The sequence below is a fragment of the Elioraea tepida genome (assembly GCF_019203965.1).
Classification (GTDB): Bacteria; Pseudomonadota; Alphaproteobacteria; order Acetobacterales; family Acetobacteraceae; genus Elioraea_A; species Elioraea_A tepida.
In genome coordinates, this window is sequence record NZ_CP076448.1 from 79,761 (window position 1) to 93,118 (window position 13,358).

General features: G+C 69.8%; 11 protein-coding genes and 1 tRNA gene. 7 read left to right on the forward strand and 5 right to left on the reverse strand.

Features of this window, described 5'->3' with window-relative positions; all coding sequences use genetic code 11:
- Positions 1–16: 16 nt before the first annotated feature.
- Together KO353_RS00380 and KO353_RS00385 are read right to left on the reverse strand one after the other, a co-directional pair.
- Entirely contained in the window at positions 17–1,066 is a 1,050-nt protein-coding gene (locus KO353_RS00380) for a TRAP transporter substrate-binding protein (RefSeq protein ID WP_218285842.1), read from the reverse strand.
- A 163-nt stretch (positions 1,067–1,229) separates the two neighbouring features.
- A tRNA-Gln gene (locus KO353_RS00385) sits at positions 1,230–1,303 on the reverse strand.
- A gap of 140 nt (positions 1,304–1,443) precedes the next feature.
- On the opposite strand from KO353_RS00385, the gene KO353_RS00390 reads away from it, so the two are divergent.
- The 7 genes from KO353_RS00390 (at position 1,444) to KO353_RS00420 (ending at position 10,052) form a co-directional block, all read left to right on the forward strand.
- Positions 1,444–2,502 carry a Ppx/GppA phosphatase family protein gene (locus KO353_RS00390; protein WP_218285843.1) on the forward strand — a complete coding sequence of 353 codons (1,059 nt, stop codon included), beginning with the start codon at positions 1,444–1,446 and terminating at the stop codon, positions 2,500–2,502.
- A 5-nt stretch (positions 2,503–2,507) separates the two neighbouring features.
- Positions 2,508–3,203 carry an RlmE family RNA methyltransferase gene (locus KO353_RS00395; protein ID WP_218287193.1) on the forward strand — a complete coding sequence of 232 codons (696 nt, stop codon included), beginning with the start codon at positions 2,508–2,510 and terminating at the stop codon, positions 3,201–3,203.
- Between the two features lie 104 nt (positions 3,204–3,307).
- On the forward strand, positions 3,308–4,831 hold the full coding sequence (guaB, locus tag KO353_RS00400; protein ID WP_218285844.1) for an IMP dehydrogenase: 1,524 nt from the start codon (positions 3,308–3,310) through the stop codon (positions 4,829–4,831).
- Positions 4,832–4,976: 145 nt separating this feature from the next.
- Positions 4,977–6,299 (forward strand): RsmB/NOP family class I SAM-dependent RNA methyltransferase, encoded by a 1,323-nt coding sequence (locus KO353_RS00405; protein WP_218285845.1) that lies wholly within the window; start codon positions 4,977–4,979, stop codon positions 6,297–6,299.
- Positions 6,296–6,868 carry a GNAT family N-acetyltransferase gene (locus KO353_RS00410; protein ID WP_218285846.1) on the forward strand — a complete coding sequence of 191 codons (573 nt, stop codon included), beginning with the start codon at positions 6,296–6,298 and terminating at the stop codon, positions 6,866–6,868. Before KO353_RS00405 ends, KO353_RS00410 begins: the two co-directional genes overlap by 4 nt.
- A 134-nt stretch (positions 6,869–7,002) precedes the next feature.
- The gene (guaA, locus tag KO353_RS00415; protein WP_218285847.1) at positions 7,003–8,550 is read left to right on the forward strand and encodes a glutamine-hydrolyzing GMP synthase; all 1,548 of its coding nucleotides are present in this window, start codon (positions 7,003–7,005) and stop codon (positions 8,548–8,550) included.
- A gap of 389 nt (positions 8,551–8,939) precedes the next feature.
- The gene (locus KO353_RS00420) at positions 8,940–10,052 is read left to right on the forward strand and encodes a tyrosine-type recombinase/integrase (RefSeq protein ID WP_456236920.1); all 1,113 of its coding nucleotides are present in this window, start codon (positions 8,940–8,942) and stop codon (positions 10,050–10,052) included.
- Positions 10,053–10,479: 427 nt separating this feature from the next.
- Here KO353_RS00420 and KO353_RS00425 read toward each other — a convergent pair whose 3' ends face one another.
- From KO353_RS00425 to KO353_RS00430, 3 genes are read right to left on the reverse strand one after another with little or no spacing between them, the layout of a single operon-like run.
- Positions 10,480–11,079, reverse strand: coding sequence for a cation transporter (locus tag KO353_RS00425; RefSeq protein WP_218285848.1), 600 nt, complete (start codon positions 11,077–11,079; stop codon positions 10,480–10,482).
- Entirely contained in the window at positions 11,076–11,306 is a 231-nt protein-coding gene (locus tag KO353_RS16815) for a hypothetical protein (RefSeq protein WP_328774483.1), read from the reverse strand. The genes KO353_RS00425 and KO353_RS16815 overlap by 4 nt, the downstream gene beginning before the upstream one ends.
- On the reverse strand, positions 11,288–13,306 hold the full coding sequence (locus KO353_RS00430; RefSeq protein WP_328774484.1) for a heavy metal translocating P-type ATPase: 2,019 nt from the start codon (positions 13,304–13,306) through the stop codon (positions 11,288–11,290). Before KO353_RS00430 ends, KO353_RS16815 begins: the two co-directional genes overlap by 19 nt.
- Positions 13,307–13,358: the final 52 nt, after the last annotated feature.

The window sequence follows — 13,358 nt, forward strand, 5'->3', positions numbered from 1 at the left end:
GCGCGAACCGGAACGCCTAGTTGATCGTGAAACCGCGCGCGGCCCCGACGGTTGCGTTCCACACCTGCGTGCACTGTGCCCAGACACGATTGCAGGTGTCACGCCAGGTGGGGAGGATCACGGCGGTAACGGCCTCCCGGACCTTTGCCTGATCCTCCTCCGTCACGGTCACAAGCGTGTTGTTGAAGCGCTTGTGCTCGCGGCATTCCCCGCCCGTCGAGCAGGCGAGGGCGTCGCCGTTGGTCGTGGCAGCGAGCTCCCACATCTGGTCCTCCATGCGCTTGAACTCGCGCAGGAGCGCAGCCTGCTGTTCGGGGCTAAAGCGGCGCCACGCAGCGAGCGTCATGAAGTGTCCCTGCACTGCACCGGAGAGGCCGAGCGGCAGGATGTGGGTGGTGACCTCCGGCCAGTTGGCGGTGTTTCCGGAGGTGGCGGAGGTGATGGCGCAGGTGGTGACCCCGCGTTGCAGCGCCGGATAGACCTCGGAGAATTGCAGCGTGACCGGCGTGGCGCCGAGGTGCTGCAACAGGGCCGACATGGTGGGCGTGAAGGAGCGCACCTTCTGCCCCCTGAGGTCGGCGACGGAGCGGATCGGTGCGGCGCAGTAGATGATCTGCGGCCCGAAGGGCCAGAGCGTCATCACCTTCGCGCCGAACCGCTCCTGGAGCCGGCGGTCGAACACCTCGCGATAGGCGTCCACGGCGCGGCGAAGGTCCGGCACGGTGGTGGAGACGCCGATCAGGTCGAGCCCCTCGAAGAACGGGTCGTCGCGCGCCACCATCCCGATCTGGACGCTCATGACGTCGAACGCGCCCGAACGGAGGTGGCGCAGGCTGTCGGCTGCCTGGATGCCGAGCACGTCGAGCGGGTTGTAGGTGACGGTCAGCGGAATGCCGGTGGCGGCGGCGAGCCCGGTGAAGAAGGGCCGCTCGATGCCGTCCACGTGTTTGGTGTTCTGGCTGAAGTTGCCGGTGACACGGAGCGGGATCTGGGACGAGGCATCGAGGGGATGGGTTAGGATCAACGCGGCGGCGAGGCCGGCGAGGAGCGGGCCGGTGTGGCGCATGTGCGGTGGTTCTCCCTGAACGAGCGGAACGCACCAGAGCCAGCAATCGGCGTGCCAGGAGCGAGGCGGTCGTGCCGGGTGCGCGAGGGGAGGCAGCAGCGGGCACGCTCAACGAGGGCGGCCAATGCCGCCCACCGTCACCCCGCGTCGGCGTGCAGACCGATGGCTGGGGGACCTGGATTCGAACCAAGGCTGCCCGGTTCAGAGCCGGGAGTTCTACCGCTAAACTATCCCCCAACCCTCGCAGCGCGGGCGGATAGCACAGAGCGCCAGGGCGAGCAACGTCCCACCCGCCCTCAGGCGCCGTCGTCGCCCTTGCGAAAACCCTGCCGACCGCCCGATCATGCGACCGTCACAGAAGGTTCCGGCCGCGCCCCATGCCGCCCCACGCGCTGCACGCGGAGAGAGAGAGCCTGCCGCTCTACGCGGCGCTCGACCTCGGCACCAACAACTGCCGGCTGCTCGTGGCGGCGCCCACAGCGCACGGATTCCGCGTGCTCGACAGCTTCTCGCGTATTGTCCGGCTCGGCGAGGGGCTCGCGACCACGGGCGCCCTCTCGCCCGAAGCGATGGACCGCGCGGTGGCGGCGCTCGCCGTCTGCGCCGACAAGCTCGGGCGCAGGAAGGTTCGTCGGATTCGCGCGGTGGCCACGGAAGCCTGCCGTCGCGCCGCGAATGGCGCCCGCTTCCTTGCGCGGGTCAGGGAAACGACGGGCCTTGCCTTCGAAGTGATCGGGCCACGCGAGGAGGCGGAGCTCGCCGTCGAGAGCTGCGCCCCGTTGCTCGCCGGCCCTGAGCGTCGGGCGCTCCTGTTCGACATCGGCGGCGGCTCGACCGAGCTTGCGTGGCTCAGGATCGATGGCGAGGGAGAGATCACCCTCACCGGCTATGCCTCCGTGCCGCTCGGCGTCGTCACCCTCGCCGAACGCTGGCGCGAGGCCGCGTTCACGGCTGAAGGCTTCGAGGCGATGACGATTGAGGCGATGGCCGCGCTTCTGCCCTTCGATGCCGTCCATTGCATCTCGGCCGAGGTGGCGCGCGGGCAGGTTCGCCTCGTCGGCACCTCCGGCACGGTCACCACGCTTGCCGGCGTCTCGCTCGGGCTCGCGCGCTACAGCCGCGCGATGGTCGATGGCCGCGTCCTTGCGGTCGAGGCGGCCGATCGCGCTCTCGCGACCGTCAGGGAGATGGGGCGCGAGGGGCTGACGCGACACCCGTGCATCGGGCCGCAGCGCGTCGATTTCGTGCTGCCTGGCTGCGCGGTTTTCGCCGCGATCCGGCGCCTCTGGCCGGTTCCGGCGATCGTGGTGGCCGACCGTGGGCTGCGCGAGGGGATCCTGCTTCGGTTGATGCGCGCCGATCGGGGCAGGATCGCACGCCAGCCTTCACGGCCGGTGACGATCACCCGTTGGTCGCTCGAGCAGGGGAGCGTCTGACGGCGATGGCGCGGCGCGGCCGCGGCGCTGCCGGCGGGGCCGGACGGAAGCTCACCGTGACGGTCCGTTCCGCACGGAGGCGTGACCCGGCGAGCACGCGGTGGCTGCAGCGTCACCTAAACGATCCTTATGTGCAGGCGGCGAAGGCGAGGGGGTACCGCTCCCGCGCTGCGTTCAAGCTGATCGAGCTCGATGACCGGTTCCGGCTGATCCGAAAAGGCGCTCGGGTGCTCGACCTCGGCGCCGCCCCGGGAGGCTGGACCCAGGTCGCGGTCGAGCGCGCCGGCGCTGGAGGAACGGTGGTCGGGGTCGACATCCTGCCCGCGGCGCCCGTGCCGGGCGCGACCCTCCTTCAGGGTGACCTCACCGACGCCGAGGTCGCGCAGCGAGCCATCGCGGCACTCGGCGGCAGGGCGGATCTCGTCCTGTCCGACATGGCTCCCAACACGGTCGGCCATGCCGCGACCGACCATCTCCGCATCGTCGCGCTCGCCGAAGCGGCGATGGAGCTCGCCCTCGCGGTTCTCGCTCCGGGCGGGGCGTTCGTGTGCAAGGTGTTCCAGGGCGGGTCCGAGCGCGGCATGCTCGCCACGCTCAAGCGGCACTTCGCCTCCGTCCGGCATGCCAAGCCGCCGGCGAGCCGCAAGGAGAGCGCCGAGACCTACGTGGTCGCGACCGGGTTCCGCCCGGGCGGCGCCTGACGGCGCGCCCCTGAATTCCGCGTCACGCGCGGCTTCTTCGCTTGCGGCGCAACCCCCGGCGGGTTACCAGACGCCGCCAAGGTTGCGGACGAGAGGTTCCCGCCATGGCTCCCGACACGACGCCCGCCTCCACGCCGGCCGCCGCCGCGCGCGCTGCCGACCGCCGCGTGATCGAGGAGGCGCTCGCCTTCGACGACATCCTGCTCGTCCCGGCCTATTCACAGGTCCTGCCGAGCCAGACGAACGTCGCCACCCGGCTGACCCGCCGCATCGGCCTGAACCTGCCGCTGATCTCCGCGGCGATGGACACGGTCACCGAAAGCCAGATGGCGATCGCGCTCGCCCAAGCCGGGGGCATCGGCGTGATCCACAAGAACCTCGAGCCAGAGGACCAGGCGGCGCAGGTGCGCCAGGTGAAGAAGTTCGAATCCGGCATGGTGGTCAATCCCGTCACCATCCACCCCGACCAGACGCTTGCCGAGGTGCGCGCGCTGATGGCCACACATCGGATCAGCGGCATCCCCGTGGTCGAGCGCGGCACCGGCCGGCTCGTCGGCATCCTCACCAACCGCGACGTGCGCTTCGCGCAGGACCCGGCCCAGAAGGTCTACGAGCTGATGACGCGGGAGAACCTCGTCACGGTGCGCGAGCACGTGGGCGCGGAGGAGGCGCGGCGGCTTCTGCACAAGCACCGGATCGAGAAGCTTCTCGTCGTCGACGACGCCTATCGCTGCGTCGGTCTGATCACGGTTAAGGACATGGAGAAGGCGACCGCCCATCCCGACGCATCGAAAGACGAGCTCGGGCGGCTGCGCGTCGCCGCCGCGACCGGGGTTGGCGAGGACGGCCTCCGCCGCGCGGAGCTGCTCGTCGCGGCGGAGGTTGACGTGATCGTGGTCGACACCGCGCACGGGCACTCAGGCGGCGTGCTCCGCGCGGTGGAGCGGATCAAGCGCCTCTCGAACGCCGTCGAGGTGATCGCGGGCAATGTCGCGACACCTGAGGCGGCGCTGGCGCTGATCGAGGCGGGGGCGGATGGGGTGAAGATCGGCATCGGGCCGGGCAGCATCTGCACCACCCGGATCGTCGCCGGAGTCGGCGTGCCGCAGTTCAGCGCCGTTCTCGAGACGGCTGAGGCCTGCCACGCCCGCGGCGTTCCCGCGATCGCCGATGGCGGCATTCGGAGTTCGGGCGACATCGCCAAGGCGATCGCCGCCGGGGCGGACGCGGTGATGATCGGCAGCCTGTTCGCGGGCACCGACGAGAGCCCCGGCGAGGTGTTCCTCTACCAGGGGCGCTCCTACAAGGCCTATCGCGGCATGGGCTCGATCGGCGCGATGCGCAAGGGCAGCGCCGACCGCTATTTCCAGCAGGATGTCGGCGAGGCGGAGAAGCTCGTCCCTGAGGGAATCGAAGGGCGCGTGCCCTACAAGGGGCCGGTGGCGGCGGTGATCCACCAGCTCGTTGGTGGCCTGCGCGCCGGCATGGGCTATGTCGGTGCGGCAACGATCGCCGAGCTGCAGACGAACGCGCGCTTCCGCCGGATCACCGGTGCCGGCCTGCGCGAGAGCCACGTGCATGACGTCGCGATCACGCGTGAGGCGCCGAACTACCGGCTCGAGCAGTGAGCGCGCCCGCACGCGCCGTGGCGGTGAGGCCCAAGGCGCTCATGATGCGGTGTGACGATGCCCGCGCGACGGAGCGCGCCGGGAAAGGCCGTCGGAGCACCGCAAGCGCGCTGACGGCCTCTGATGCGGGGGCGGACGCGCCGCCGTGACGCCGCCTGCCCGCATCCAGACGGGAATCGAGCTGATCGAGGCGACCGAGGCGTCACCCGCCGCGCCCGCCGATGCGGTGGTGAACGCCTTCTTCCGCGCAAAACGCTTCATCGGCGGGAGCGACCGACGCGCGATCGCCGAACGCTTCTGGGCGATGCTGCGGTCGGAGGCCCGGCTGCGCTGGGCGCTCGAGCGAGCGCACGCGCCGATCACCCCGCGCACGCGGATGCTCGCTCAGCTCCTCGCCGAGGGCCTCTCCCCCGATGCCGTGGCCGGGCTGTTCTCTGGGGCACGCCGCGGCCCCGAGCCGCTCACGAGCGGCGAACGCGCGGCGCTCTTTCGCCTCGCCGCCCTGCCGGCGGGCGAGGCGCCCCCTGACGCCGTCCGCTTCGGCATTCCCGAGTGGCTCCTGCCGCGCTTGGCGGCGCGGTTCGGGGCGGAGCTCGAGCGCGAGATGGCGGCGATGGACGCGCCGGCACCGACCGACCTTCGCGCCAACCTTCTCAAGGCGACGCGCGAAGAGGCACGCGCCGCACTTGCCGCCGAAGGCATCGCCACTGTGCCGACACGGCTCTCTCCCTGGGGCCTGCGCGTCGAGGGGCGCCGGCCGATCACCGCGACGGCGGCGTTCCGGGAGGGCCTCGTCGAGATCCAGGACGAGGGAAGCCAGCTCGTCGCCCTCCTCACCGATGCGCGGCCGGGCATGCGCGTGATCGATCTCTGCGCCGGCGCGGCCGGCAAGACGCTCGCCCTCGCGGCGACGATGGGCAATCGCGGCAGGCTCGTCGCTTGTGATGTCAACCCCGGGCGTCTCGATGCCGCTGTGAAACGGCTCCGCCGCGCGGGTGTCGGCAATGTCGAGCGACGCCTGCTCGCACCCGGCGAGAAGTGGACCAAACGCGCCGCTGGCGGGTTCGACCGCGTTCTTGTCGATGCACCCTGCACGGGAACGGGCACCTGGCGCCGCAACCCCGATGCGCGCCTGCGCCTCCGCGCGGAGGATCTCGCCGAGCTCGTCGCCAAGCAGGCGTCGATCCTCGATCGCGGATCACGGCTGGTGAAACCGGGCGGCACCTTGGTCTATGCTACCTGCTCGGTGCTCGTGGAGGAGAACGAGGCGCAGGTGGACGCCTTCCGTCGTCGCCATCCGTCGTTCGAGATCGTGCCGCTTGCGCAAGCGTGGGCCGCGGTCGCGCAGGGCGCCCCTCCCTGCGAGGGACCGTTCCTCTCGCTCACGCCGGCACGCCACGGAACCGACGGGTTCTTCGCCGCCGTGCTGCGCCGCAGCGGCCCCGCACTCGAGGGTGGTGCGGCGTGATCGCGATCCGCCGCGCCCGCCCTGCCGATGCCGACGCGATCGGCGAGGCGCATGTCGCGGTGTGGCGGTCCACCTATGCCGGGATCCTGCCGGCCGACTATCTCGCTGCGATGTCCGCCCCGCGCCAGTCGGCGCAGTGGCGACGCCTGCTTGCCGTTCCCGCACCTGGGCACGCGGTGTTCGTCGCCGTCGCCACCGGCGCCGACAGCCCCGAGCATGACGGCGCTCCGCGTGTCGTCGGCTTCGCCTCCGGCGGCCGCGCCCGTTCCGGCGTGCGCGAAGCAGGCGAGATCGAGACGCTCTACCTGCTCGAGGACTGGCGCGAGCGCGGCGTGGGGCGGCGTCTGATGCGGGCTCTCGCTGCCCATCTCAACGCCATCGGTTGCCGCTCCGTCATGCTGTGGGTGCTGAAGGACAATCCCGCCCGCTGGTTCTACCAGCGCTTAGGCGGTCGGCCGGTCGCCGAGCAGATCATCCGCTTCGCCGGCGCGCCGGTGATGCAGATCGGCCTGTTGTGGGAGCCGATCACGGTTCTGCTCGCCGCCACCGCGCCGACGGCGGACCAGTAGCGCTCCGACGGCCCATCCCCGCGCCGCTTCCCTTGCACGGCGATGGCGTGCTGTTGGATGCGCTGGGTCCTGCTCGCCAGGCTGCGCAGGCCGCGCCGCTTCCCTTTTCGGCGAAATCCTGTACTCGGTCCGCCATGACGGAGCGCGTCCTCATCCTCGACTTCGGCAGCCAAGTCACGCAGCTGATCGCACGTCGCGTGCGCGAAAGCGGCGTCTATTGCGAGATCTGGCCCTACTCGGTTGACCCGCAGCGGATCGCCGACTTCGCCCCGCGCGCGATCATCCTCTCGGGCGGCCCTGCCTCCGTCACCGAGGGCTCTTCGCCGCGCGCCCCCGAGATCGTCTTCAAGCTCGACGTTCCCGTGCTCGGAATCTGCTACGGCCAGCAGACGATGATGGCCCAGCTCGGCGGCGAGGTTCAGAGTTCGGACCATCGCGAATTCGGCCGAGCCTTCGTCGATGTGATCGACGAATGCGCCCTGACCCAGGGCGTGTGGGCCAAGGGCGCGCGCGAGCAGGTGTGGATGAGCCATGGCGACCGGGTGACGCGGCTCGCGCCGGGGTTCCGGGTGGTCGGCGTCTCCGAAGGTGCCCCCTTCGCCGTGACCGCCGATGACCACCGGCGCTTCTACGGGGTGCAGTTCCACCCCGAGGTGGTGCACACGCCCCATGGCGCGCAGCTTCTGCGCAACTTCACCCACGGCATCGCCGGCTGCTCGGGCGACTGGACGATGGCCAGCTTCCGCCAGGCGGCGGTTGCGCGGATACGCCGCGAGGTCGGCACGGGGCGCGTGATCTGCGGCCTCTCGGGCGGCGTGGACAGCTCCGTTGCCGCGGTGCTGATCCACGAGGCGATCGGCGACCAGCTCAGCTGCATCTTCGTCGACCATGGCCTGATGCGCCAGGGCGAGGCGGAGGAGGTGGTGGCGACGTTCCGTGATCGGTTCAACATCCGCCTCGTGCACCGCGACGCGTCCGATACCTTCCTCGATGCGCTTGCGGGCGTGACCGATCCGGAACAGAAACGCAAGACGATCGGTCGGCTGTTCGTCGAGGTGTTCGAGGAGGAGCAGGCGAAGCTCGGCGGGGCGGAGTTCCTCGCGCAGGGAACGCTCTATCCGGACGTGATCGAGAGCGTGAGCGTCACCGGCGGGCCGTCGGTGACGATCAAGAGCCATCACAATGTCGGCGGCCTGCCGGAGGGGATGCGGATGCGGCTTCTCGAGCCGCTGCGCGAACTGTTTAAGGACGAGGTGCGCGCTTTGGGACGCGAGCTCGGGCTTCCTGAAGCGATCGTCGGCCGGCACCCCTTCCCCGGCCCGGGCCTCGCCATACGCATTCCGGGCGAGGTGACGCGGGAGAAGGTGGCGCTCCTGCGCAAGGTGGACGCGATCTTCCTCGAGGAGATCCGCTCGGCGGGGCTCTATGACGCGATCTGGCAGGGGTTCGCGGTCCTGCTTCCCGTGCGCACGGTCGGCGTGATGGGCGATGGGCGCACCTACGACCACGCCTGTGCGCTCCGCGCCGTCACGAGCACCGACGGCATGACGGCGGACGTCTATCCGTTCGACATGGGGTTCCTGATGCGGGTCGCGAACCGGATCGTGAACGAGGTGCGGGGGATCAATCGCGTGACCTACGACATCACCTCCAAACCTCCCGGAACGATCGAGTGGGAGTGATGCGATAGGCTTCGGCATGGTTCGCCACCTATCGTTCGAACTGATCTAACGAGCTAAATTCATCGGGTATTCCTAGTGTAGTGCTTCGCGATCTATCGCGCGCAAGCGCGTTGATCTGACGGCATCGCCGACGGTATCGTCTTTCAGGCAGCGCCGGCATTCTCGGATTTGCCCGCCTGGAGGTCGATCAACGGCAATCCCGATTTTTGCACCCAATACGCTGAATTGATTGGTGATTTTCGCACGACTGACGGTATCGTTTCTGACGGTATCCCTAACCCTGGGGAGGGGCGTATCGTATGCGCTGAGGAGGGCGTCATGCTCACCGATATCGCCCTCAAGCGGCTGAAACCAAAAGGAAATCGCACAAAGTTGCTGACCGTGACGGTATGTATGTCGCGGTCCTGCCGTCAGGTGCGATCTCGTTCCGCTACGACTATCGGCTGAACGGGCGCCGCGAAACGCTGACCCTCGGCGCCTACGGACCTGGCGGACTGACGCTCGCCGAAGCCCGCGAGCGCTGCCTCGTTGCTCGGAAGACCGTTGCGGGCGGACAGTCTCCCGCGCAGGAGAGGCGGCGCGCGAAGCGCCGCGCGGCAGAAGCACCCACCATTGCGGCCGCCGGAAAGCGCTGGTTCGACGGCGCGCGCATGGCCGAGAGCACACGGGCGATGCGGAAGGCGATCTTCGACCGGGACATCCTGCCGACGTGGAAGAACAGGCTCCTGTCGGAGATCACGCCCGACGACCTGCGCGGGCTCTGCGCCAAGGTGAAGGAGCGCGGCGCGCCGGCGACCGCGATCCATGTCCGCGACATCATCAAACAGATCTACGGCCACGCGATCCTGCATGGCGAGAAGGTTGCGACCCCAGCCGACGAAGTGGGGCCGGCATCAATCGCCACCTTCATGCCGAAGGATCGCGCGCTTTCGCCGTCGGAAATCCGCATCCTGTTCAACCAGATCGAACACGTCGCAACCCTGCCGACCATTCGGCTCGGGCTCCGCCTCATTCTCCTGACCATGGTGCGCAAGAGCGAGCTGCTCGATGCAACCTGGGACGAGGTGGATTTCGAGAACGCTGTCTGGACCATTCCGAAGGAGCGGATGAAGCGCTCGCGGGCACACAACGTCTATCTCGCGCGACAGGCACTCGACATCATGGTTGCGCTGAAAACCTGCGCTGGCAATTCGCCCTATGTGCTGCCCTCTCGCTATGAGGCCGACCAGCCGATGTCTCGTGCGACCTTCAATCGCGTCATCTACGCGGTTGTGGGGCGTGCGAAGACCAGCGGGCTGCCGTTGGGCGCCTTTACGGTGCACGACCTGCGGCGCACTGGCGCGACGTTGCTGAACGAGCTCGGCTTCAATAGCGACTGGATCGAGAAAAGCCTTGCCCATGAGGACAATCGATCGTCGCGCGGTGTCTACAACACGGCGGAGTATGAGCCGCAGCGTCGACACATGCTCCAGGAGTGGGCGGACATGATCGACGCATGGTGAAGCGGCCAGAAGCGGGTGCCCACCCTCTCTCCGCCGACGATGCAGCTTGGGCCGACTGACGTCATGCCTTCACAGGCCGCCGAATGCGACCGGAAGCGCGATCAAGACGTGAAATGGGGGCAAAGGCGAGCGCCGCAATCGCGCCGCAACCCGGCGCGAGGAGCCACCCGCTACCGTCAAGGCGCGTGGTTACCTGGGCGCTGCGCGATCCGATGCGAACCGCCGTCGCTCTCACGGTTCGATCCCCGGATGGCGGTGGCGAGAGGGTGCCGCCTTGTGCGGCTTTGGCGTCGGAGGCGAGCGAAGGAGCGGCACCGGCTCGAGAGTAACGGCCAGTCCCTCGAACTGCCGCGCATGGCTGCGGCAGCGTGTGACGTCGTCGTGCGAACCCGACGTCACCATCCGAAGCCGTCGCCAGGCCAAGGCGTCACGCGCGCGGATCGCGTGATTCCTGGCGTGCCGCCTCCCAGACCTCGCGGGCGCTGTCGGCATACATGGCGGCGATACCAAGCCCGACGACCAGGTCAGGCCAGGGCGACATCGTCGCTGCGGTAGCGAGAGCCGCGCCGATGATCGCGATGTTGGCGATCACGTCGTTGCGCGCCGACAGGAACGCCGCGCGCGCCAGGCTGCCGCCGGTCGCGCGGTGCCGTGCCAGCATCAGCGCGCAGATGAAGTTCACTGCCATGGCGCCGCCGCCGGTGAGCGCCAGGAGCCACGGGTCGGGAACCGTCACCTCCGCGGCCAAGACCTTCTCCGCCGCCGTCCACAGCGTCGCGAGACCGGGTACGAGCAGAACGCCGGCCAGCAGCATCCCGAGCCGCGCGCGGGCCGCAAGCGACCAGCTGAGGCCGACCAGGATCAGCAGGTTGATTGAGGCATCTTCCAGGAAGTCGATGCTGTCCGCGAACAGCGCAACCGACCCAATTGCCAGCGCCATCGAAAACTCGATGCCGAAGTAGCCCAGGTTCAGCGCAGCGACGAACGCGACCACTCGGCGCAAGGCGGGATCTGCCGGGCGGGTCATGTGTGCGGTGCCCAGCGCAGCAGACGCAGCGCGTTCAGCGTCACCAGGACGGTCGCGCCGGTATCCGCCATGATCGTCGGCCACAGCCCAGTGATGCCGAGCAGCGTCGTCACCAGGAACACGCCCTTGAGACCGACCGCGACGGCGACGTTCTGCTTCACCTTCGCCATGGTCGCGCGCGAGAGCGAGACGAGCTCGGCCACGCCCGTCACGCGGTCCTTGAGCACAGCGGCATCTCCGTCTCCAGTGCCACGTCGGTGCCATCGCCCATGGCGACGCCGACCGAGGCCGCGGCAAGCGCCGGCGCATCATTGATGCCGTCGCCGACCATGATGACGGGTCCCCGGTCCCGCAGCTTCGCGATTTCGCGCAGCTTGTCGTCGGGCAGCAGCTCGGCCTTGGCGGCGAGGCCGAGGGAAATGGCGATGGCTTCGCCGGTGCGGCGGTTGTCGCCGGTCAGCATGACGGGGCGCACGCCGAGTGCGGTGATGGCGGCGACGCCAGCGGCCGCATCCGCGCGCGGCTCGTCGCGCAGGGCGACCAAGCCCGCCGCCGCGCCATCGACCAGCACGACCGAGACCGTCTTGCCCTCGCCCTCCAGCCGGTCAAGTGCCGCTGCGAGCGCACCGAGTTCGGCGCCGGATTCGCGCGCATGGCGCGGGCTGCCGATGCTCACCCGTAGCCCCGCCACTGTGCCGGTGACCGCGCGGCCGGGCAGGGCCGCCTGTGCTTCGGCGGCTGGGACATCGACGCCACGCGCGGTCGCCTCGGCCAGGATCGCCTTGGCGAGCGGGTGCGAGGAGCCCTGTTCGACCGCGGCGGCAAGTGCCAGCACCGCCTCCGCGCTGCGCCCTTCGGCTGGCAGCACGTCGGTGACGCGCGGGCGGCCTTCGGTCAGGGTGCCGGTCTTGTCGAAAGCGACGGTCCGCGCGCCGCCGATCGTCTCGAGCGCCGCGCCGCCCTTGATCAGCAACCCCCGCCGCGCCCCCGCCGAAAGCCCCGATGCCATGGCGGCCGGCACCGAGATCACCAGCGCGCAGGGGCAGGCGATCAGCAGCACCGCGAGGCCGCGGTAGATGCTTGTCCACCAGTCCCAGCCGAGCGCGAAAGGCGGGATCACGATCACCAGCAGTGCCACGATCATCGCGCCGGGCGTCCACCAGGTCGAAAAGCGCTCGATGAAGCGCTGCGTCGGTGCGCGCGAGGCCGTCGCGTCCTCGACCATGCGGATGATGCGGGCGATGGTGTTGTCGGTCGCGGCGGGTGTCACGCGGACCCGGATCGCCCCCTCCGCGTTGATGCTGCCGGCCATCACGGCATCGCCCGGGCCGCGCGAGACAGGGATGCTCTCGCCCGTCACAGGGCTTTCGTCGAGGGCGGAGGCACCATTCTCGATCACCCGCTCGCAGGGCACGCGGTCGCCGGGGCGCACCAGCACCAGGTCGCCGACCGCGAGCCGGTCCGCCCGGACTTGCTCCGTCGTGCCATCGGCGCGCAGCCGGAGCGCGACCCGCGGCATCAGCGTGGCCAGCGCACGGATGCCGTCGCGCGCCCGCCCCGCGGCGATATTCTCCAGCAAATCGCCGGCGGCAAACAGCAGCACGACCACGGCCGCTTCCTCGGCCGCGCCGATGATCGCGGCGCCGATCGCGGCCGTGCACATCAGCGTCTCGATGCTGAAGGGGCTGCCCGACCGCGCCAGGGCGATGGCACGCCGCCCGAAAGGCACCAGGGCGACCAGCGTCGCGATGAGGAACAGCGGGTAGGTCAGCCGCTCCGGCAGGACGAGGGAGAGCGCGTAGGCGCCGAGCACGAGCGCGCCGAGCGTCCAGACCAGCATCGCCTTGCCGGTCCGCCACCAAGGCTTTCCGGCATCGGCGGGGCTGTCGTAGTCATGGCCATGCGCCGGGGGCGGAGCCGCGTCATGCGTGTGATCGCCGGGGCTGTCTTGCCCATGGCCGTGGCCGCAATCACACCCGGGCGGCGGCGCGGACGCCGAGCCGGCCTCGGCCATCCGCCGGGTGGCGTAGCCGAGGGACGCGACCTGCGCCTCGACGGCCTCCGCCCTGCCATCGTCACCAAGTTCCAGCGTCTGGCGCTCGGCCATGAGGTTGACCTCGACGGCGGACACGCCTGGCAGGCGTTCCACGGCCTTGGTCACCTTGGCGACGCAAGAGGCGCAATCCATGCCCTCCACGCGCCAGCTCAGCTTCGTCGTCGCGCCCATGTTGCCCGTCCGGTCATCCCGGACAGCGGTATGGAACCTCCAGCGGCTAGAG